The following is a 21,152-nucleotide window of genomic DNA, read 5'->3' on the forward strand; positions in this document are numbered from 1 at the left end:
CGCATGACAACAAGCCGGAACTCAGTTCAGTACTCGCTTGACGGGTATACGTGTTTTGGCGGTAACAATTAACTTTACGATTTTAAGTAGTGTTGCTGAATTTCTTGATTTTTATGATAGAAGTTCAGGACTAAGGTACTAATAGCCCAATTTCGTGAGCATTTTTATGCATACGCTACTTGAGAATCACTACGAGAATTAAGCTCCAGATAGGCCTTATGTCAATACCACAGCCAACAACAGCCACAAGTCTACTCGAACAAGTTCAGAGCCCCGCAGATATGCGGGACTTTTCCATTGAGAGCCTTGAGGAACTCGCACAGGACATTCGGGATACCATTGTCAATACAGTTTCCAGAACTGGGGGACACCTGGCACCAAGTCTTGGTGTTGTTGAGTTAACCATCGCTCTCCACTATACATTCAATACTCCAGAAGATAAGATTATATGGGATGTTGGTCACCAGTCCTATGCCCATAAACTGCTCACAGGAAGACAAGATCAATTTGCAACTCTCAGGCAGTACAAAGGAATGAGCGGCTTCCCAAAGACAAAGGAATCCCCCTACGATTCATTTGAGACTGGACACAGTTCTACATCTATCTCAGCGGCAACGGGCATAACACTTGGCAACCTGCTTAAACACGAAGATCATAAGGCCATAGCAGTCATAGGTGACGGTTCAATGACAGCCGGGATGGCCTTTGAAGCCCTGAATCATGCAGGACACCTTGATAAGGATATGATCGTTATCTTAAACGACAATGAGATGTCCATATCCCCCAATGTCGGAGCAATCTCAAGCTTTCTCAGTCGAAAGCTTACCGGTAAAACCATGAACCGGGTTAAAAACCACCTGGTTGAAAAACTTGGTATTTCCGATGTTGGTGAAAACATCCTCAATATTCTTAGAAAAAGTGAGGAATCATTTAAGAGTTTTTTCACACCGGGCATGCTCTTTGAGGCCTTTAAGTTTAACTATGTCGGACCAATAGACGGTCACAATTTTGAAGACTTGCTTGAAACCCTTGAAACGGCAAGGGATACCTCTCAGGGGCCAGTCCTTGTTCATGTATTGACCCAGAAAGGTAAGGGCTATGAGCCTGCAGAGAAAAACCCTGATATATTCCACGGAATAGGCCCATTTGACATTCTAAGCGGCAAGCCCCACAGCTCCAAGGGACCCATTGCCTACACCAAGGTGTTTGGCAACACAATAAGTAAATTAGCGCGGCGAGATGACCGAATTGTTGCAATTTCTGCAGCTATGCCCTCAGGTACAGGCCTTGGTGAGTTTGCAAAGGAATTTCCCGATCGGTTCTTTGACGTTGGTATTGCTGAGCAGCATGCGGTCACCTTTGCAGCAGGTCTCGCATCTAAGGGGTTGCGCCCTGTTGTTGCTATCTACTCAACGTTTTTCCAACGAGCCCTCGATCAGATCATTCACGATATCTGTATCCCTAATCTTCCCGTTACCCTGGCCATTGATAGGGCAGGAGTTGTAGGTGACGATGGTCCGACCCATCATGGAACTTTTGACATTTCTTTTCTGAGTTTCATCCCCAACATGGTTATCATGGCCCCCAAGGATGAAATTGAGTTACAGCACATGCTCTACACGTCCATAGAATACAATGGCCCCTCTGCGGTTCGTTACCCGCGTGGTCCTGGAGAAAATAGGCCGATGGATGAATATGAAGAGTTACAGCTCATTCCAATCGGTTCAGGAGAACTCCTCCTCGAAGGAGATGATATTCTCCTCCTGCCTGTAGGAAACCGGGTGTATCCTGCACTTGCGGCGGCAAAAGAATTAAAAGAAATTGGAATACATGCAGCTGTTATCAATCCACGATTTATTAAACCTCTAGACGGCAGCCTCATAGCGAAATGGGCCAAGCACACCGGGAAACTTATTACGATTGAAGATAACAACAAATCAGGTGGTTTTGGTAGCTCTATCCTTGAATTGTTAAGCAGCCTTGGCATCTATCAGGTTCAGACCCAGATGCTCGGTCACCCGGACACCTTTATTGAACATGGGCCGCAGAAGACCCTATGGAAGAACAGCCTCATCGATACTCCAGCAATTGTACAAGCTGCAAAGTCTATGTTGAATAATTCCTGACAAATCCCAATATATCAGTATTAAAAAAGGGGGACTTCGCAATGCGAATTCCCCCTTTTCTCTTTTGTATCAAAATCTTGCGTACTAAGTTTCACTTATAAAACGAGGACGCTCAACCATCTATGGAAAGATTAGATGTTAAAATATCCCTTATACCAATCCACAAACTTACCAATTCCAAACTCTAGGGTTGTTGCAGGTTTATAGGAAAAGTCATCAACCAGATCATCAACATTAGCATAGGTGGCTGGTACGTCTCCCGGCTGCATCGGCATAAAATTCTTCTCAGCCTTTTTGCCAAGACAATCTTCCAAGACCTCAATATACCTGAGCAGTCTTTCCTTATTATTATTACCTATATTATACACCCTATACGGACAGTATGAGGTCGCAGGATCGGGACTATCACTACTCCAGTCAGGACTGGCTTCAGGAGTTTTGTGTATTACCCGGAACACCCCCTCAACGATATCGTCAATATACGTAAAATCACGCTCCATATTGCCGTTATTAAAAACATCTATTGGCTTATTCTCAAGAATTGCTTTTGTAAAAAGAAACAGCGCCATATCAGGACGCCCCCAAGGACCATAGACTGTAAAAAACCGAAGGCCTGTGGTGGGAAGATTGAAGAGATGACTATAGGTATGTGCCATCAACTCATTCGCTTTTTTAGAAGCGGCATAGAGTGAAACAGGATGGTCCACATTATCATGGACTGAAAAAGGCATATTTGTATTTGCCCCATAGACAGAACTTGATGAGGCATATACAAGGTGCTTCACTCCGGAATGTCGACACCCTTCCAGAATATTGACAAACCCCACAAGATTTGTGTCCACGTAGGAGTGGGGATTTATGAGTGAGTAACGCACCCCCGCCTGGGCCGCTAGATTAACAACTGCATCAAAACTGTGCTCCTGAAACAGTGCTTCAACCGCCCCCCGATCAGAAAGCTCAATATTTGCATGTTGAAATTTTTCACCTTCTCCAAGAGCTGCCATACGATCAATTTTCAACTGTGGATCGTAGTAATCATTAAGATTATCAAGAGCAACAACTTCGGTACCTATGGCAGTCAAACGCCGGGCCAAATGCGCGCCTATGAACCCAGCGCCACCTGTAATGAGTACTTTATTAATCCCGTTCATTCTTATTACATTTCCCTTACTGTTTTTGGGTTAATTATAGAGCCACTTATAAAAGTGTCCTTGCGCCCAATCTTTTCGTTTTGTTCAAAATATTATCCTCGCCATATTAATTATACGCCTGTCATAAAATTTATCACAAACCTCAATCTTAAACGAAATTCTTAGTTTTGCAAAAGGCTCCATGCATTGCAATTAGTCATCAAAATCGCCTTCTGGCCCCTTATCAACGACGAGGGTTTTGGCTCTTTCGATTATTTTTTCAGTGGTCCAGTCTGCCGGATCCTCAATCAGCTTTCCTTTAGCTCCAAGATCATAACTACCTGCCTTTTTGAGTAGCTCCTTACCTAGAGTTCCGGTGCCACCAGCATTGAATACGTTTACAAGCATGTTGTACACAAAATCATCAACCCGCTTGGTCATTCGGTCCCTGATCTGTTTTGGCTGAGCAAAAATCTTGGTTTCAAAGGGAAGATTCAATTTCTTGTAATCACCAGCCTTCCATCCCTGTTTATCAGCATACTCAACCATCTCTTCCCAAATTTCTTCAAGCAAGCCTTCACCAGCAACTTTTATAAAGTTACCATTGTCATCTTGCAGAGCGTTCCCATAATCATTGACCTCAAGGCCCCAGGACACCATCTGCAGAGCAGTTGCTACATTTGCTTTGGTTGTATTTGTCTTTGTACTAATTGCCCGCAATTTATCCGAATTATTTCCAGAGGTCCCATGCTGCGCCCCCGAAACTCCATAGGGCTCAAGATGTGCATGAATATCTGCTGTCAACTCAACCTGGATCCCTGTACCGCTTGCCTCAAGACCGTGGGAAGATCCATTATTAAGAGCAATCCAGTCCGCAAATATATTTCTGCTGTTCATCCCTTTGATGAGAAAGGTTGCATCATCAACTGTTGAAAGCCCTTGGTTTCCCTTTATTTCGCCAACCTCAGTCTCAAGACCCGCCCAGGTGGGAATAAAATCGGCGAGTTCAATATTTGCGAGTAGGTTTTTATCATCAGGCATATGTGATGCATCCACTGCAATTGAGGTAATCCCTGCTTCAAACATTGAAGGAATTTCCATCTTGGCAAAGGGTAGATCACCCTCATTTTTTATTCCATAGTGATCCGCATGGATTGCCACAGGAATTGTAATTTTAAGCTCATTGCATATGGCATCCACCTGACGAGCTATATTGTAAAAATTAGTCGGGCAATAATTACACTCTGATCGGGCGATTTCTATTAAAATAGCTGCATCAGCACGCTGTGCGGCCATTAGTGCACCACGTATTACAAGACCACTACGACCATTTGCAGCAATTGTCATGGCATTGCCCTTAGCAACCATTGCTTGATCAATTACCTTACCACTGACAATAAGTGCTTTAGAATGAGGGAATAATTTGGCAATGTTTGGTGGCCGGCCAGTTTGGATAAGTTTTTCATAATCTGAATCATACATAAATAGTACCTCCATATACGATAATTAACCGATCAGCAAAAGGTGAATCACCCTCCACATCCGGTGTATAAATAGTCACAATCAACACTCTCACTTATACTGCAAAGCGTATGATAAATCTAGTTAGGAAGACGGGCGTTTTTATATTACTCCAGAGCAGCAGGCTCATCAAAGCCACTAAAACCCTTTCGCCCAAATAATCGTACAGCAATTATACTTATTTCATACAACACCACGAGAGGACCACCCATCATCAACTGATTGACGATATCAGGTGTAGGTGTAAGAATAGCAGCAATAATAAAGTTAATAAGAACTGCATACTTCCTGTTTCTGGTGAGGAAACCTACGTCTATAATTCCAACTTTAGCAAGAAACACCATAAAAAGCGGCATTTCAAAAATCACCCCGAAGGCCAGGAGCAACCGAGTGGCCAGAGAGAAGTATTCACTCACCCCAGGCAGGGATGTGAGAAACTCATTATTATAGCCCACTAAAAATTTAAACGCCGGAGGGAAAACAACAAAATAGCCAAAGGCAGCACCTCCTATAAAACAGAGACTGGAAAGTGCCGTAAAGGGAACAAGTACTCTTTTTTCGTGTTTAAAAAGACCTGGTGAGATAAAGCGCCAGATTTGAGAAAATATTGCAGGACAACCGAGGAGAAGACCACACACTAACGCGAGCTTTAGATAAAAAAAAACCCTTCCTGGTACGAGGTAAAGATCAGGGACGTCCCCTCGGGGAGTACTTCTGTCAGCGGTTTAAAAAACCACGTACCAATAGGACGTATAACTGTATAGGAAAGACAAAAGCCTATGAATACAGCTATAAAAGATATAATCAAACAGGAACGCAGTTCACGTAAATGATCTGTGAGAGCCTGTTTTTCAAGATTTTCACTTCCACCTTCAACATTCATATGTCATATTTACTACTACGTGGCTTTCAATAGACAAAAACCTTTTACTCTTATATACAGGGCTCTTACCACTGTACCCAACGTTACAACAGATAAGGCAGTTCAATACCATTTGCACTCACTTTTGGCAAGAGAATCACCACATTTTACAACCATGGTTTTCAGTACACAATCTAACGAGAACAGAGAACAAACTGGAATGACAGCAAACACAACAGCCCCACAGCCACTAAATAGTGCTCAATGGTATATCTATATAGTTGAATGCTCTGATAAGACCTATTACACGGGAGTAACCACTGATATACCCAGGAGGCTTCATGAGCACAACAACACAATAAAAGGAGCAAAGTATACCCGCTGCCGGCGCCCTGTCAGATTAATCTATTTCGAAGAATCAGATTCAAGACAAAACGCCTGCAAACGAGAATACGTCATTAAAAAGATGCAAACCAGCCAGAAAAAAACTCTGGTACAACTCTTTAATAAGAGCGATCAATCAGCCAAGTGCTGTTCTGATCTTTTCTGAAACACCCTTTGTCAATTCAAGAACCCTCTTGGCCTGTTCAAAAGAAACAGCACCAGTACCACAGCTTGGTGTAATAAATGTCTGTTTATAGACAACATCTTCTGTAATTCCAAGGGCCACAAGTTCTTTGGTCTGTGCAAACCATTTTTCAACCAGTCCGTCCACCGTCTCTATTTCTATAAACTCGGGGCTGGTGGGCACAATACCTGTTGCAAGCATTCCTCCACGGCCAAAAAACTTAACGAGTTGATCTGCATAGAGAACCAGACGATCAAAATATGAATAGGCGTCATAACTAATGATATCTACACCCGCATCAAAGAGTACCGGCCACTCCGTATTAGCACAGACATGCACCCCGGTAAGACCCTGTTCTTCTTTTACTCCAGCAAACACCTCGGATAGACAGGCAACAATTTCTTCCTGGGTTATTGTGATAAATGCTGAAGTCCCAAGCCCTGCAAGACCAGGCTCATCAAAAAACATAATGGGTGTCCCGCCCATCTCTGCCATTTTTTTGGTCTGCCACCTTGCTTTTAGCGAAAGATGTTTAATGGCAATGTCCCGCAACTGATCATCATAGTAGATGGCCCTATTGTCCTGATCCACAAGTCCTGTGCAAAATGTTACCGGCCCGGTTGTCTGTCCTTTCAGACTGACAAAACTATCCTTTCGCGTTTTAGCAGCATCTAAAAAGCTAAAAAAGCCCTTTGCAGTCTTGTCAGTCAGCTCAAATCTCGATCCATCAAGAGGAGCTCCACCTTCTGCAATCATGAGATACTCTTCATAAAACGCCAGTATTTCAGCATCAAAACTAGAACTCGTACCGTCAATAAAGAGCTTTCCATCGCACTCATCCACTGCTGGAAACCCTTCCAGGTACTGGAGAATCATTCCTTCTTCATTATACTTGGGTAACTGGGGCCAAAGCGGAAATTCAGGGGTGTAATTAAAGATAAGTTCTGTTGCTTCACCATGATCAGACATGGGTAAACTACCAATCAACAAGGGACGACATTGGGGAGAAATCTGTGACATACGAGGCTACCTTTTAGAAAAAGTTACGGATTTAATAAGTTCTAACAGTAGCAAGAGAGTAAGAATAAAGTGAATTTTGTCACCTTTTTTTCCAAAATTCGTTTGAAATATCAACCACCCATCAGATGATTCACAGCTCCTTCAAGGCCATCGAGGGATAATTCATACATAGGGAAAATAGAACTGATAACCTTAATAGTATGTGTATAGGGCCAGTGTTTAGCAGGAATTGGATTGAGCCAGACTGAATGGGGGAAACGTTCAGTTACAAACTTTAACTGCTCAACGGATGGCTTACCGCTTCTCTCAAAGGCGTAGATAGAGCCATCGGTAGACATCAGTTCATAGGGAGCCATACTGGCATCACCCACCACTATACACCTGGTATCCGGGTCATTTTTTATAAAATCCGCAATTGGCAGAGCCTTTTTATATCTACCGGGATCCTCCCAGACCAGATCATACACAGTGTTGTGAAAATAATATATCTGCAGGTCCTTAAACTCTGATTTGGCATAGTTAAAAAGTGTCTGGACCAGCTGCACGTGCGGGTCCATCGACCAGCCACCATTATCTATGAGAAGAATGACTTTGAGGCGATCAACCACCCCCCGTTCAAAAACAAGGTCAATCTCCCCGCCCTTACGGATGGTTTCACGAATAGTTTCATCTATATTAAGACTATCTTTTGGACCTCTTGGAACAAGATTACGCAGTTTCTTTAAGGCCTCCCCCATTCGACTTACAGTAAGGGGGGTGGATGATGAGTAGTTCTTATATCTTCTCTCACCAGCAACTTTTAATGCAGATTTATTGCGTGATGTTCCACCAACCCGGAGACCACCAGGATGGTTGCCGCCATGACCCACAGGGGAAACACCCCCTGTACCAATCCATTTGGAACCGCCATCATGCCTGCCCTCCTGATCCTTTAAACGCTTTTTAAAATACTCCAGCACCTCTTCAGGGCTCATCTCTGAGAGCTTATCACGGTCAACTCCCAGAGCATCGGCTAGTTCTTTTGGGTTTTTCAGCCATTCATTCACCATACTCCCGGCAAGAAGTTCCAGCGCCTCTTCATCGATATCAACAAGCTCAGTTCCAGCAAAAATATGGGAAAAGACCTGATCATACAGATCAAAATACTTTTCACTTTTTACAAGCACCGTTCTAGCCGTACTATAGAGGTCATCGAGGGATGTGACCAGCCCCATGGCAAGGGCTTTGTGCAGGGTGAGAAATGATGTAGGACTAACCGGAACACCAGCATCACGAAGTGTATAGAAAAACTGAACAAACATTTCCGCACCTCTTTAATAGAGTCTTAATAGAGTCGTTTTCTCATAAGGTTCGCAGTTGCCTTCGCATAATCACCACTCTTTTTAAAGAGTACTCCGAGATAGGGAATCTCTTTTTTCAACTTATCGCCACTCTGGAAATCCGGGTCCGCCTGGAGGGCTCTCACCCAATTGATAAGTTCTCTCGTGGCTGGCTTCTTCTCAATACCATCTAGTTCCCGTAAACCAAAAAAAGTCTTCACGGCATTATCCACAAGAGTCCCCGAGATGTCTGTAAAATGAACAGCGAGTATTTTTCGCATCATCTTAGGGTCGGGAAAGGCGATATGATGGAAGTTACACCGCCCTAAAAAAGGATCAGATAAATCCTTCTTGGCATTTGAGGTAATTATAATCACAGGACGATTTTTGGCGGTAACCACTGCATCTGTCTCTATGATATCAAATTGCATCTGATCGAGCACATCCAGCATGTCATCCTGAAACTCAGTCTCCGCTTTGTCAATTTCATCGATCAGCAGCACACAACGTTTACCCGCAACAAAGGCCTGCCCGATCTTGCCCATTTTAATATAATCATCAATATTACCCACATTGCGTTCCGAGTCGCCAAAGCGACTATCGTTAAGCCGTGTCAGGGTGTCATATTGATAGAGTGCCTCAATGAGCTTCATGCTCGATTTCACATTGAGGGTGATCAATTCCATTCTAAGGGTTTCTGCGATGGCGTGGGCAAGCATCGTTTTTCCGGTCCCGGGTTCGCCCTTTAACAGAAGTGGCATTTCCAGAGCCATCGAAATATTGACAATTTTCGCAAGTTCCTGATCAAGAACATATTTTTCAGATCCACTAAACGCTGAAAGCTCCATGTATTCTCCTTAAAACTTTTGTCTAATATAAAAAGATCTTTTCCCCATCATCGATGATGCATTACAAATAAAAGTTCCATTGCAGTGTTACATTTTATAACCAAACCGCTGATCAATAAAACTAATAAATATCCCAGATATTATTGATAAATTTGAATTACATATCACCATCGTACTTCTCCACATCACAAAAACAACGTTATTACAATATTTTTAGTACCATACGAGCTTTATCCTTTTAACGTAAAAGTAAAGATAACACATTCACTATTTCTGTCAATTTTCTATGTGTTTTCATTAGGATTGACTTTTATTTTCTCTCTCTGTACAGTGATAACCGCTAGAGTGTTGCAGATTAGGATTAAACGGCAAAGTACCGGTTAAAATAAGCTGAACCTTTGCTACTACATTTCGTCTGAATTCTTGAGGGGCCTTAGGAGTGCGACAGTTAACTTCACCCATTCTCATGTTATTTATCGTTGGTGTAGTATTTCCTTTTTTTGCCTCCCTCAATCTGGCATACAAAAAGCCACAAGCCTGTTCCTGGCATACCCACTTGTCCCGCCCCCCCTCTCCAAAAAGTTTTATTTTCCAGCACTTATACAAACTAGTTTTTTTCATATATAGCTCCATCTTCACACACAAAATTCGGGAAAAGGACAGAACTATTATCGGCCCTTTAATCCCTGATATTTTATAACGATTTTGAGACAAGCGACAATACATTACGTTGAAATACAACTGAACTGAGGAGGATATTTTAGCACGCTGGCGTAATTCATTTTAACCCCACAATTTCGATTGGTTGACTGTTTGCTTTACGTGTTCAACTTCCGCTAATTGGATAGGAAAAAAGGAACAACATCAATGTCAGAAAGTACCATCAAAATCAAAGGAAAAAAACAAAGCTCCTTTCTTGATAAGTGCAAGGAGATAATCCCCGATGGAGGTAACCTCAACCTCTGTCTCACATGTGGAGCCTGCGCATCTGGATGCCCTGCAACCGGACTTGCGGATATGGACCCACGTAAATTCCTTCGCATGTGCGCCATGGGCATGGACGAAGAAGCCACCAAATCAGACTGGGTATGGATGTGCACAATGTGTCAGCGATGCATCTATGTCTGCCCAATGAAAATAGACATCCCCCAACTTGTATTTAACGCCCGGGCAACCTGGCCAAGGGAAGAACGCCCCTCAGGTATTATGAAGTCGTGCGATATGGCACTTCGCAATGATTCCAACAGTGCCATGGGTACTGCCCCGGATGATTTTGTTTTTGTGGTCGAAGATGTTTTAGAAGAATACAAGGAGTCCCAACCTGAATTTAAAGATATGGAAGCACCCGTTGATAAGGAAGGTGCCTTCTTTTTTCTTAACCAGAATTCAAGGGAGCCGGTGACCGAGCCAGACGAGATGGTCCCCTTATGGAAGATACTCAACCTCGCCGGAGTCGATTGGACATACGGTAGCAGGGGTTGGGCGGCCGAGAACTACTGTCTCTTTCTTGCTGATAATGAATGCTGGGAGAGGGTTACCAGGGTTTCCGCGGAGCAGGCCGATTCACTCGGCTGCAAGGTGTTTCTCAATACCGAATGAGGACACATAACATTCTCAGTCCGGGCCGGACTGAAAAAATTCGGTATCGATCACAAGTTCGAAGTTGCTTCAATTTACACCTATTATGCCAAGTGGATACGTGAAGGCAGACTCAAGGTAAGTTCCGACTGGAACAAAGACAGGAAGATCAAATTCACCATACAGGACCCTTGCCAGATAATTCGTAAGGGAGAAGGTGACATTGTAGCAGATGACCTGCGCTTTGTTGTTCAATCTGTTGTCGGTGAAGAAAATGTAATCGAGATGACCCCAAACAAGTCGAACAACTACTGTTGTGGTGGCGGTGGTGGGTTTCTGCAATCAGGTTTTACCGAAGAGCGTCGTGCCTATGGAAAGATTAAATACGATCAGATCATAGAAACAGGTGCTGATTACTGCATCACCGGCTGCCATAACTGTCACGCCCAGGTGCATGATATTGGGCATCACTTCGGCGGCACCTACGGTACTGTTCACATGTGGACACTCATCTGTCTTTCACTGGGGATCTTAGGGCCTAATGAAAGAGCATATCTTGGAGATGACTTAAAAGATGTAGATGTATTTCACCCTGAAAGCGCCCTGTTCTAGACAGGGCAGGTGTATCCAGAAACACTAACGAGCTGGTATACTCAGATTTTGGAGGGAAAGAAATTTATGGGTTTTCAAAAAAGATTAGCTTCAAACGAATTTGCCGTCCTTGCGGAAATACACACTCCAAAAGGAATCAACATATCCAGAATAGTCACTGACGCCAAACGACTCAAAGGCAGAATTGACGCAGTAGTCATTCCGGATATGGATAACGGAATTATGCGCATGAGTGCACTGGCTGGAGGAGCATTACTCCAGCAACAGGGACTTGAGGCGATTATTCACATGTACTGCCGGGACAGAAACAGGATGGCCTTGCAGGGTGACGCCCTGGCGGCCCATGTTCTGGGCATTCAAAACATCATTGTCGCAGATAGTGCGGATATTGGAGAGAGCGATCACAGTGACGCCAAGGTAGTCAATGATCTCGACGAGGTACAACTCATAGAGACCCTAATGACTTTACAAAATGGCAAAGATCTGAGCGGCTTTGATCTGGATGGAAATCCAGATTACGTTATCGGCTGCTCACTTCCCAGTTTTGCAAACGACGAAGAACTGACAGCCGCACTTAATGTTGCCAGAAAAAAAGTGGCCGCAGGTGCCCGTTATGTCATTACCCCACCAGTTTTTGATGTGGAGAGCTGGGGGCCAACCCTTGAAAAGATCAAAACTCTTGATGTTCCTGTCATCGCTTCAGTCTTTCTGATTAAGTCATTGGCCATTGCCCAGTACATCGCAAACAGCGATCCTGGTGCTCATATCAGCCCTGAGCTGATAAGTCGAATCAGAAAGTCATCGAACCGTGACCAGGAAGGAGTTGTCATAGCCGGAGAAACGATTTCAGCCCTTAAAGAAAGTTGTCAGGGAGTACTTATCCAGACGCTTGGTTGGGAGTCTAAACTACCGGGGATTCTTGATATTGCTGGACTATAAGCACTGAATCCATTGAAGCAGACGATCCAAGGATTGACCGAATAGCTCGATTAACCCTGCTAATTTTGTGACTAGAAAGGTAACAATGCAGAATTCAAAAAGAAACCAAAATAACAAGGTGCTCGTTGTCGGCGGCGGACTTGGTGGGATACGGACTTCTCTTGATTTAGCGGAAGCTAAAAAAGACGTTGTTCTTATAGACAAGGATTACACTGTTGGTGGGTTGATGACCCAGCTTGACCGAACCTTCCCAACAAACAACTGCGATCTTTGTACTATTGCTCCCCACCTGTCTGAAAGCAACAGAATGGAGCATATTGAACTCCTACCCATGACTACGGTTACGAACGTCAGTGGAGAAAAGGGGAATTTCACCGTCTCTCTCACCTCGAAGCCGCGTTATATTAACCTTGAAAAATGTACCGCCTGCGGGGATTGTCTCACCAAATTCCCGGAGTGTGTCAGATTTAACCCAGGGCTTGATCACAGGGCTCCTACCTGTATGCGTTACCCCCAGGCAACGCCCCAGGCCTACTCCATAGATCTTGACAAGTGCAACGATGTTCAGGCACTGGTTAATGTCTGCCCCGCAGGTGCCATCAACCCTGATGACATGCCGATTAATAGAACCATCCAGTGTTCTTCAATTGTGCTTACACCTGGCGCTGATGTGTTTGATCCAAGTCATCTCGATTATCTTGGATACAAAAATCTTCCAGATGTCGTTACAAGTCTTGAATATGAGAGGATTCTTTCAGCTTCAGGACCAACCGGCGGCCAACTCCTCTGTCCATCCACCGGCAAGCAGCCTAAAAAAGTTGCCTGGATCCAGTGTATTGGTTCAAGGGGCCTGCAAAAAGGCGCTGGAGCGTATTGCTCCAATGCCTGCTGTATGTTTGCCCTCAAAGAGGCCATGGTCACCAAGGAACGTTTCCAGGAAGATATTGAAACCACCATATTTTATATGGACATGCGCACCTTTGGTAAAGATTATGAGCTCTACCTGAACCGTGCTAAAGATGAATACGGAGTACGCTTTTTACGAAGCAGACCCCACTCCATCCTTCAACCTGAAGGCTCAACCGACCTGACACTCAGCTACACCAGGGAAGACAGCACTAAGCAGCTTGAAGAACAGTTTGACATGGTGGTACTTTCCACAGGTTTTAAAACCTCTGAAGAGACAAGACTTCTAGCAGATAGAGTCGGAATCGCCATGAACGACGACTTCTTTCCCATCACTGAAGAATTTAATCCGGTGGTCACGTCAAAACCAGGTGTCTATGTCGCTGGAACCTTTGAAGGCCCTAAGGATATTCCGGAGACTATGGTTCAGGCAAGTGCTGCTGCATGTATGGCAGCCGCTGATCTGCCTGCACGGGTCGTTCTGGAAGAAAAAGTTGCAGAAGAACCACTGGAAAGAGATGTCACAGAGGAAGAACCTAAGGTTGGCGTTTTTGTCTGTGACTGTGGCGTTAATATAGGTAGTGTTGTTAATGTGGACAATCTTGTTGCCCATGCTGCGACTCTGCCCCATGTTGCTGTTGCTAAGGCCGAGGGCCATGGTTGCAGTAGGATTTCCATGGAAAATATCCGCCAGACCATCGTTGAAGAAGGGCTCAACAGGGTCGTTATTGGTGGCTGTTCTCCTAGAACCCATCAGGAAAAATTCCAGGATCTTTTACAAAAAGCCGGTCTCAACAAGTATCTTGTAGATATTGCAAACATCAGGGATCAAGCCACCTGGGTGCATAGTGGTAAACCTCAAGAGGCCGAAAATAAGGCCAAAGAGCTCATCGCCATGTCCGTTGCATCAGTGGTACGAGCCCAGCCTCTTGTAGATCAGACACTGCCGATGAACAAAAATGTTCTTGTGGTTGGTGGCGGTATTACTGGCATGACCGCGGCTCTGAATCTTGCAGATCGTGGCTATCAGATATATCTCGCCGAAAAAAGTGACAAACTTGGTGGACTTTCTAACCATCTGATCAAAACTCTAGAAGGCGGAGATGTTCGGGCACTGCTCTCAGATATGTCTGAAAAGGTTAAGAACCATAAAAATATTCAGGTTATGACCAGATCACTCATTGTTGACCACTCCGGAATGCCAGGGATGTTCACAACGGGTATGCAGAGCGGTCCTCAGATGTTCTACAAGCAGATTGAACACGGCATTACCATACTGGCCACAGGCGCACAACCAAATCGCCCCAACCAGTATCTGCTTGATAGCTCGCCCCTCGTCAAAACACAACTGGAAACCCAGCGATACCTGTTTGAACAACCAGACAAGGTAAAAGAATGGGATAATGTTGTAATGATTCAGTGTGTTGGTTCCAGAACCAAGGAGAACCCCAACTGCTCCAGAATCTGCTGCCAAAATGCCATTAAAAACTCTCTTGCTATTCTCGATATCAATCCGGATGCAAGGATTTTTGTACTCTACCGTGATATGCGTACCTACGCTTTCCAGGAAGAGTATTATCAGAAGGCACGAGCGCGCGGTGTTATTTTTGTCAGATATGAGCAGGAAAAACCACCTGTTGTTGAGGAAGTTGACGGTAAAATTGACGTTACCTACTATGACACCATCCTGAGCATGAATGTCACTGTTAGTGCTGACAACCTCTGCCTCAGTACGGGTATAATTGCAGATCATGATTCCAACGAGGAATTATCCATGATCTTCAAACTACCCCGTACAGAAGATGGTTATTTCTTAGAAGATCACGTCAAACTTCGCCCTGTTGATATGCCTGTTCCCGGTTTCTTTGTAGCGGGAACTGCCCACTCACCTAAGCTGATCAGGGAATGTGTAACCCAGGCCAATGCAGTGGCTGCAAGAGCACAGACCATGCTCGCTCTAGATGAGATCAGCCTTGGTGCTGCAGCTGCCAAGGTAGATGGGAAAATGTGTGCTGCCTGTCTTATCTGTGTCAGGGAGTGTCCATTTGATGTTCCATTTATTAATGCGGATGGCTATTCAGAGATTGATCCAGCCAAATGTCATGGTTGTGGTATGTGTGTATCAGAGTGTCCGGCCAAAGCAATTCAACTGATGCAGTTCGAAGATGACAGGATACTTGCAAAGGTAGAACAATTATTTGAAAGGATAACTGCATAATGGAAAATTTTGAACCGGTAATTGTGGCCTTCTGCTGTCACTACTGCGCCTATACGGCTGCTGACATGGCGGGCAGTCAACGCCTTCCATACCCATCTAATGTTAAAATCATTCGGGTTCCCTGCTCTGGCAAGGTAGATTCGCTACACATTATGAAGGCCTTTGAAAAAGGTGCTGACGGTGTCTATGTCGCCGGCTGCCTTGAGGGTGACTGTCACTTTAAAAATGGCAATGAAAAGGCTGCTAAACGCGTAAAGTATGTACAACAACACTTAGAAGAAATCGGCCTTGAAAGCGAACGGCTTGAGATGGTGAGCATCTCTGCTGGTATGGGGCACCGATTTGCAGAAGTAGCTTCTACAATAACAGACAAAATCAGAAAATTAGGGCCTAGCCCTGTAAAGGCGGCTGCAGCCCTGTAATCGGCAGCGTAGAGAGTTGACTGTAAATTTATAAGGAGAGTGAAACACCATGATCACTGCTGAACGAAAACCTTTAGAAGAAATCATAGAGTATATTAAGCCCTTTAAGCGCGTACTCCTTCTAGGCTGTAATGAGTGTGTCACCGTCTGTGCTGCCGGTGGACGAAAAGAAGTTGGCCTGCTCGCATCGGGCCTGCAAATGGCCAGATTAAAATCAGGTACTGACATTGATATTCAACAACACACTCTGGAGAGACAGTGTGACCCAGAATATGTTGAAGAACTGGTTTCAATGATTGACGGCGCCGATGCTGTTCTTTCTATGGCCTGTGGCTGTGGCGTGCAGCAGCTTGCCATGCGCTACAAAGATACCCCCGTATTTCCTGCGGTTAATACCAAATTTATGGGAGCTTCCGAGCGTCAGGGCGTCTGGGCTGAGCGTTGTCAAGGCTGCGGCGATTGCCTTCTTGGTATCACTGGTGGAATTTGTCCAATTTCCAGATGTGCAAAACAGTTAATGAATGGCCCATGTGGTGGATCTACCACTGGAAAATGTGAAATCAGTGAAGATGTCGACTGTGCATGGCAACTCATCTGGGATCGGCTCAAGGCCCTTGGTCTCACTGAGAGATATTTAGATATCATGCCGGCAAAGGATTGGAGAACTGGTGGGGGAAGTGGACCTAGAAAGATTATCAGAGAGGATTTGGCAGAATGAAAACTGAAAGCAATTTAGAAAAAGTTTTGGCAGCAGGACATCTGGCAGTTACCTCTGAGTGTGGTCCCCCACGGGGATGTAAGCCGGATGAGGTGATTGAAAAGTCAAAATATCTTGATGGAATCGTTGATGCTGTCAACGTCACTGATAACCAAACCGCAATGGTAAGAATGTCAAGTCTTGCCGCATCTGTTATAGTAAAACAACAGGGACTTAATCCTCTGTTTCAGGTAACATGCAGAGACCGTAACAGACTTGCCATGCAGGCTGACATCATTGGTGCCTATTCCCTTGGAATTGATACCATGCTCTGTCTTTCAGGTGATCATACCAAATTTGGTGATCACCCACAGGCTGCAAATGTCCACGATATTGACTCCATCCAGATGATTCAGATGGTCAAAGACATGCGTGACAAAGAGATTTTTCAGGGTGGTGCTGATTTAAAGGGTGCTCCAAAAATGTTCATCGGTGCTGCTGCAAATCCATTTGCAGATCCATTTGAACTGCGAGTCATGCGTCTTGCTAAAAAGATTGCCGCCGGTGCCGACTTTATCCAGACTCAATGTATTTTCAATGTTGAAAAATTTGAGAAATGGATGGAGGGAGTACGGGAGCTTGGACTGCATAAGAAGTGTTATATTCTCGCGGGTGTAACGCCTTGTAAATCACTTGGAGCTGCTAAGTATATGTCAAAAAGAGTTCCTGGAATGGATGTTCCCCAGGAAATTGTTGACCGTATGGCCTCTGTACCTAAGGAAAAGCAGGCAGACGAAGGTGTGGCAATCTGTGTCGAGACAATTGAACGGCTCAAAAAAGTTGAGGGAGTAGCCGGTTTTCATATTATGGCTATTGAATGGGAAGAAAAGGTCGAAGAAATCTGTGAAAGAGCGGGCCTTCTACCCCGTCCTCAAGTATAAACCTATTGATTGAGGGAGATCAAAGTATGAGCGACAATAAACTGATTCTCGTGGTTGATGATGATACAGATCTCGTGGAAATGGTTTCCATGAAGCTGGAAAGTGAAAAATTCCGTGTCACCAAGGCTTATGACGGCATCGAAGCGATGGACCGGATTAAAGAGGAACAGCCCGATCTTATCGTGCTTGATGTTATGATGCCCCGTAAAGATGGCTACACCCTCTGTGATGAATTGAAAAATTCAGCTGAGTACAAGAACATAGTAGTCGTTCTACTCACGGCGGTAACAGAAGCCATTAAATCAACAAACTACACGCATATGGGCGGTAAAACTACCCTTGCAGACGACTTTGTTCCAAAACCAATTGATCTGGATAAGCTCGTTGAAATTGTAAAAGATAATCTTTAATATAAGGCAGTGCTCTTTGTATTCTAGTCCCGATAAACGGGATAAGTACCTTGAAAATACTTTTAAGTTCGCAATGTTAAAAGGTTCTCCAGTTTTCTTGTTTTTTATGACAGCTTTTCTGGAGTAAGGTACTCAGGGAGCACTGCTTTTTCAGATGGGACGTTTCATTGACTTTTAAAGAAAAGATCCCCATAGGTGGAATAAAGTTCAGCGAAGAACGGATCCACTACGCCGTTTCTTGTCTAGGCGACACCCAGGCGACGATCAAAAATTTTCTGCAGCATATTCACAACAAGCAGATCAATATTCCTTTTTTAGCCCATACAAGCTTTGGAGATTCAACTAAGACCTGCTTTTGCGTTTCAAAAAAGGATGCCCCTTTAATTACAAAAATAATAGAAAGCTCACCTGATATCCCACTTGATATTACAACGCAGCAACAGGTAACATCCGTTACAATCTTCCCCCATAAAAAGGATCTAACCTTTGTCGCTATTATCATGAGCCTGCTCGAGAGCTTACAGTTACCAGTCTATTCGTCATGCACTTCTATTTCCGCATACGTCTTCAACACAGAAAGTGATGCACTGCAGACAATAGCCTCCGAATTCACCGACATTTTTTCCCTGCCTGAAAATCACTCTCCGTTTCATCAGGAATTTAAGCTGCATCAGCCCCGTACTCCAATAGCACCCTGAGGTATTCAAATGGAATCTATTGCAATATATTGGGAGAAGCAGGTTAAGGTATATGGCATTATTTTAAAACACGATCTAACGCTTATGGGTATAGAGTTTAGTCAAACTAAGACCTTTCCCTGGCATAATTTGCTCACCCATACAGAAACGTCTCCCATTGCATTTGAACTGCTTGCATCAGTCCCCTGCAAGAGTAATGGTAGTATATTATCAGTTATTTTGGATCAAGAGCAACTCTGTTCATTTCAAACAAGCCTTGAAGAAAAAAGGGAGCTCCAGCAAACATCATTTACTCTTTCATACAAAAATGTAGAAATGATATATCTTCATGGTCCTCATTTCCAGGAGAGATTTGGTATTCTTGCACGTACCCTTGAACCCTTATACAAAAAGGGAATTGAACCTGTCGTAACGGGATGCGCCGGTAATAGTATGTATATTGTAGTCGATGAGGGCCTTGGTATACAGAGTACTGAAATTCTGCAAAATACTTTTCAAATACCATCTTCTCTGTAAAATTACGCATCCAATACTTTTACATACCCATTTTTAAAGAACGATCTCAAAAAAATCATCGATTCAGCAGGTACTGATTTATAACCCATATGAACCCATATAATTACTTCTCCACAACAGAAGCGGACTGGCGATTGAGGGTATTTGACTCCCTTTCGTTTCCAACACTGGTATTAAAGCCTGACAGAACCATTATTGCGGCCAATCTAAAATTCCACGAGCGCAACGAAACCACAGAAGCTGAAATTCTTGGTAAGCGATGTAAGGATATTTTCAACGCAAGCAGTAGTATGAACCACCTGGTCTGCCATGGCAAGAGTTGTCCTCTCAACCGTGTTCTTCATTTTAAGAAATCACAATCCGTCATTCAACAAAGCAAAGATAAAGAAGGTAATGAGCTCTGGGAGGAACGACTCTTTTCCCCGATTTTTGATGAAAATAAGGAAGTAAAATATATCATGGAAAGTCTCCGTGATATCACCGCTGTAAAAAAGTTAGAAAAGCAGTACAGCGACATGCAGCAGTTGATCGACAAGGTGGTTCAATCATCGGTCAGCGGAATCATGGCAGCGGATCGGAAGGGTGAAATTATACTTATGAACAAGGCTGCTGAAAAGCTCTTTGGTTATTCGGTGATAGATGCAAATCAGGTAAACATCGCTGATTTTTACCCCCCAGGTGTAGCTAAAGATATCATGCGACAGCTCCGTGATGAAACTATCGGTGATCGTGGCAAACTGCCAATCACCCAGGTTAATATTGTCACAAAAGAAGCTGAAGAGATTCCTGTAGAGATGACCGCAGCAATTATTTATGAGGGTGAACGTGAGGCCGCAACAGCTGCCATCTTCAACGATTTAAGAGAAAAACAGGCGGTACAAAAGAAACTGGAAGAAGCTGAGAACCAACTCTATCAATCGGAAAAACTTGCGTCCCTTGGCCGTCTTTCTGCCGGAGTCGCCCATGAAATTAATAATCCTCTCACGAGTATCCTCCTGTACGGCAACCTGATGAAGGAAAAACTCGAAGAGGAGCATCCCCTTGCCAATAACCTCAATTACATTCTAGAAGATGCTGAAAGATGCAAGGAAATCGTTAAAAACCTGCTGGCATATAGTAGGCAAACTCGTCCAAGCAGAGACATTTTTTATCTGAATACTCTTATCAGTGAGAGTTTACGACTGATACGTGACCAGAAACTCTTTATGAATGTGGAAGTCATAAAAGATCTCGAAGATCAGCAGATTCTTATTAATGCTGATAAAAACCAGCTGTGTCAGGTGCTCATTAACCTTGTGATAAATGCCATTGATGCGATGGATGGCAGAGGAGTACTTACCTTAAGAACATATCGAAATCGTGACCTGTGTAAGGCCTATATTGAGGTTTCAGATACTGGAACAGGAATTGCGGAGGAAAACCTCACCAAGGTCTTTGACCCATTTTTCACAACTAAGGAGGTCGGTAAAGGAACAGGACTTGGTCTGAGCATGGCCTATGGTATCTTAGAAGAGAATCATGGTAAAATCAGTATTGAAAAGACCGATAACACCGGCACTGTGATACTCCTTGAACTCCCTGAGGAAGAGGTCACCGACCAGTTTCAATTTATGTCCATAGGCTGAAATTATGCTACAGCCTGTTTTTTGTTCTTTTTTAAGATGGTATAGATCAATATTTTTTATATATTTTAAATCAAAACTCGACGTGTCTTATAAAAAACGGTATATTTCCTGATAATATCAGTCTTTCATGTAGTTGCATAATCTTCGTTTCATGTACAGATCATATTAGGAGGAAGATCAATCAGAGAACCAGCTC

Annotated in this window: 18 protein-coding genes and 1 pseudogene; 12 read left to right on the forward strand and 7 right to left on the reverse strand. The window is 43.9% G+C overall.

Going from position 1 to position 21,152, the window contains the following annotated elements:
• Positions 1 to 218 precede the first annotated feature (218 nt).
• Positions 219 to 2,126: a 1-deoxy-D-xylulose-5-phosphate synthase gene (gene dxs / locus ACX6CI_RS10795; RefSeq protein ID WP_458778162.1), complete on the forward strand. Its 1,908-nt coding sequence runs from the start codon at positions 219 to 221 to the stop codon at positions 2,124 to 2,126.
• A gap of 131 nt (positions 2,127 to 2,257) precedes the next feature.
• Here the strand turns inward: dxs and ACX6CI_RS10800 are convergent, their stop codons facing one another.
• From ACX6CI_RS10800 to tatC, 3 genes and pseudogenes are all read right to left on the reverse strand, one after another.
• Positions 2,258 to 3,277, reverse strand: a complete 1,020-nt coding sequence (locus ACX6CI_RS10800; RefSeq protein WP_458778163.1) for an NAD-dependent epimerase — start codon at positions 3,275 to 3,277, stop codon at positions 2,258 to 2,260.
• 192 nt (positions 3,278 to 3,469) lie between these two features.
• Positions 3,470 to 4,738, reverse strand: a complete 1,269-nt coding sequence (locus tag ACX6CI_RS10805) for a class II fructose-bisphosphate aldolase (protein ID WP_458778164.1) — start codon at positions 4,736 to 4,738, stop codon at positions 3,470 to 3,472.
• Between the two features lie 146 nt (positions 4,739 to 4,884).
• Positions 4,885 to 5,660 (reverse strand): annotated as a pseudogene (tatC, locus tag ACX6CI_RS10810) (twin-arginine translocase subunit TatC).
• A 199-nt stretch (positions 5,661 to 5,859) separates the two neighbouring features.
• Between tatC and ACX6CI_RS10815 the strand changes: the two are divergent.
• Complete coding sequence (locus tag ACX6CI_RS10815) at positions 5,860 to 6,189, forward strand: GIY-YIG nuclease family protein (protein WP_458778165.1); 330 nt, start codon at positions 5,860 to 5,862, stop codon at positions 6,187 to 6,189.
• On the opposite strand, the gene ACX6CI_RS10820 is transcribed toward ACX6CI_RS10815, so the two are convergent.
• From ACX6CI_RS10820 to ACX6CI_RS10835, 4 genes are all read right to left on the reverse strand, one after another.
• A complete protein-coding gene (locus tag ACX6CI_RS10820; RefSeq protein WP_458778166.1) occupies positions 6,160 to 7,227 on the reverse strand; it encodes a uroporphyrinogen decarboxylase/cobalamine-independent methonine synthase family protein in 1,068 nt (355 codons plus the stop codon). The two genes, ACX6CI_RS10815 and ACX6CI_RS10820, sit on opposite strands and share 30 nt — an antisense overlap.
• 110 nt (positions 7,228 to 7,337) lie before the next feature.
• Positions 7,338 to 8,528 (reverse strand): vWA domain-containing protein, encoded by a 1,191-nt coding sequence (locus ACX6CI_RS10825; protein WP_458778167.1) that lies wholly within the window; start codon positions 8,526 to 8,528, stop codon positions 7,338 to 7,340.
• 23 nt (positions 8,529 to 8,551) lie between these two features.
• A complete protein-coding gene (locus tag ACX6CI_RS10830; RefSeq protein ID WP_458778168.1) occupies positions 8,552 to 9,394 on the reverse strand; it encodes an AAA family ATPase in 843 nt (280 codons plus the stop codon).
• Positions 9,395 to 9,691: 297 nt separating this feature from the next.
• Positions 9,692 to 10,015, reverse strand: coding sequence for a hypothetical protein (locus ACX6CI_RS10835; protein ID WP_458778169.1), 324 nt, complete (start codon positions 10,013 to 10,015; stop codon positions 9,692 to 9,694).
• Between the two features lie 246 nt (positions 10,016 to 10,261).
• Between ACX6CI_RS10835 and ACX6CI_RS10840 the strand changes: the two genes are divergently transcribed.
• The 10 genes from ACX6CI_RS10840 to ACX6CI_RS10885 all read left to right on the forward strand — a co-directional run bounded on the left by ACX6CI_RS10840 (position 10,262) and on the right by ACX6CI_RS10885 (position 20,956).
• Entirely contained in the window at positions 10,262 to 11,584 is a 1,323-nt protein-coding gene (locus ACX6CI_RS10840) for a (Fe-S)-binding protein (RefSeq protein ID WP_458778170.1), read from the forward strand.
• 66 nt (positions 11,585 to 11,650) lie between these two features.
• Positions 11,651 to 12,523, forward strand: coding sequence for a methylenetetrahydrofolate reductase (locus tag ACX6CI_RS10845; protein WP_458778171.1), 873 nt, complete (start codon positions 11,651 to 11,653; stop codon positions 12,521 to 12,523).
• 85 nt (positions 12,524 to 12,608) lie between these two features.
• Positions 12,609 to 15,647 carry an FAD-dependent oxidoreductase gene (locus ACX6CI_RS10850; RefSeq protein WP_458778172.1) on the forward strand — a complete coding sequence of 1,013 codons (3,039 nt, stop codon included), beginning with the start codon at positions 12,609 to 12,611 and terminating at the stop codon, positions 15,645 to 15,647.
• Entirely contained in the window at positions 15,647 to 16,069 is a 423-nt protein-coding gene (locus ACX6CI_RS10855) for a hydrogenase iron-sulfur subunit (RefSeq protein ID WP_458778173.1), read from the forward strand. Before ACX6CI_RS10850 ends, ACX6CI_RS10855 begins: the two co-directional genes overlap by 1 nt.
• A 49-nt stretch (positions 16,070 to 16,118) precedes the next feature.
• Positions 16,119 to 16,787, forward strand: coding sequence for a methylenetetrahydrofolate reductase C-terminal domain-containing protein (locus tag ACX6CI_RS10860; RefSeq protein ID WP_458778174.1), 669 nt, complete (start codon positions 16,119 to 16,121; stop codon positions 16,785 to 16,787).
• A complete protein-coding gene (locus tag ACX6CI_RS10865) occupies positions 16,784 to 17,707 on the forward strand; it encodes a methylenetetrahydrofolate reductase (protein WP_458778175.1) in 924 nt (307 codons plus the stop codon). Before ACX6CI_RS10860 ends, ACX6CI_RS10865 begins: the two co-directional genes overlap by 4 nt.
• Positions 17,708 to 17,733: 26 nt before the next feature.
• Positions 17,734 to 18,117 carry a response regulator gene (locus tag ACX6CI_RS10870; RefSeq protein ID WP_458778176.1) on the forward strand — a complete coding sequence of 128 codons (384 nt, stop codon included), beginning with the start codon at positions 17,734 to 17,736 and terminating at the stop codon, positions 18,115 to 18,117.
• Between the two features lie 167 nt (positions 18,118 to 18,284).
• Positions 18,285 to 18,815 carry a hypothetical protein gene (locus tag ACX6CI_RS10875; protein ID WP_458778177.1) on the forward strand — a complete coding sequence of 177 codons (531 nt, stop codon included), beginning with the start codon at positions 18,285 to 18,287 and terminating at the stop codon, positions 18,813 to 18,815.
• A 9-nt stretch (positions 18,816 to 18,824) separates the two neighbouring features.
• Entirely contained in the window at positions 18,825 to 19,331 is a 507-nt protein-coding gene (locus ACX6CI_RS10880; RefSeq protein ID WP_458778178.1) for a hypothetical protein, read from the forward strand.
• A gap of 89 nt (positions 19,332 to 19,420) precedes the next feature.
• Positions 19,421 to 20,956, forward strand: a complete 1,536-nt coding sequence (locus ACX6CI_RS10885) for a PAS domain-containing sensor histidine kinase (RefSeq protein ID WP_458778179.1) — start codon at positions 19,421 to 19,423, stop codon at positions 20,954 to 20,956.
• Positions 20,957 to 21,152 lie beyond the last annotated feature (196 nt).

This window comes from Desulforhopalus glucosivorans (genome assembly GCF_054397165.1).

Bases quoted from the DNA above. Each gene is read 5' to 3' on its own strand.
- dxs (WP_458778162.1), top strand. From the start codon at position 219: ATGTCAATACCACAGCCAACAACAGCCACAAGTCTACTCGAACAAGTT.
- ACX6CI_RS10800 (WP_458778163.1), bottom strand. From the start codon at position 3,277: ATGAACGGGATTAATAAAGTACTCATTACAGGTGGCGCTGGGTTCATA.
- ACX6CI_RS10805 (WP_458778164.1), bottom strand. From the start codon at position 4,738: ATGTATGATTCAGATTATGAAAAACTTATCCAAACTGGCCGGCCACCA.
- ACX6CI_RS10815 (WP_458778165.1), top strand. From the start codon at position 5,860: ATGACAGCAAACACAACAGCCCCACAGCCACTAAATAGTGCTCAATGG.
- ACX6CI_RS10820 (WP_458778166.1), bottom strand. From the start codon at position 7,227: ATGTCACAGATTTCTCCCCAATGTCGTCCCTTGTTGATTGGTAGTTTA.
- ACX6CI_RS10825 (WP_458778167.1), bottom strand. From the start codon at position 8,528: ATGTTTGTTCAGTTTTTCTATACACTTCGTGATGCTGGTGTTCCGGTT.
- ACX6CI_RS10830 (WP_458778168.1), bottom strand. From the start codon at position 9,394: ATGGAGCTTTCAGCGTTTAGTGGATCTGAAAAATATGTTCTTGATCAG.
- ACX6CI_RS10835 (WP_458778169.1), bottom strand. From the start codon at position 10,015: ATGAAAAAAACTAGTTTGTATAAGTGCTGGAAAATAAAACTTTTTGGA.
- ACX6CI_RS10845 (WP_458778171.1), top strand. From the start codon at position 11,651: ATGGGTTTTCAAAAAAGATTAGCTTCAAACGAATTTGCCGTCCTTGCG.
- ACX6CI_RS10850 (WP_458778172.1), top strand. From the start codon at position 12,609: ATGCAGAATTCAAAAAGAAACCAAAATAACAAGGTGCTCGTTGTCGGC.
- ACX6CI_RS10855 (WP_458778173.1), top strand. From the start codon at position 15,647: ATGGAAAATTTTGAACCGGTAATTGTGGCCTTCTGCTGTCACTACTGC.
- ACX6CI_RS10860 (WP_458778174.1), top strand. From the start codon at position 16,119: ATGATCACTGCTGAACGAAAACCTTTAGAAGAAATCATAGAGTATATT.
- ACX6CI_RS10865 (WP_458778175.1), top strand. From the start codon at position 16,784: ATGAAAACTGAAAGCAATTTAGAAAAAGTTTTGGCAGCAGGACATCTG.
- ACX6CI_RS10870 (WP_458778176.1), top strand. From the start codon at position 17,734: ATGAGCGACAATAAACTGATTCTCGTGGTTGATGATGATACAGATCTC.
- ACX6CI_RS10880 (WP_458778178.1), top strand. From the start codon at position 18,825: ATGGAATCTATTGCAATATATTGGGAGAAGCAGGTTAAGGTATATGGC.
- ACX6CI_RS10885 (WP_458778179.1), top strand. From the start codon at position 19,421: ATGAACCCATATAATTACTTCTCCACAACAGAAGCGGACTGGCGATTG.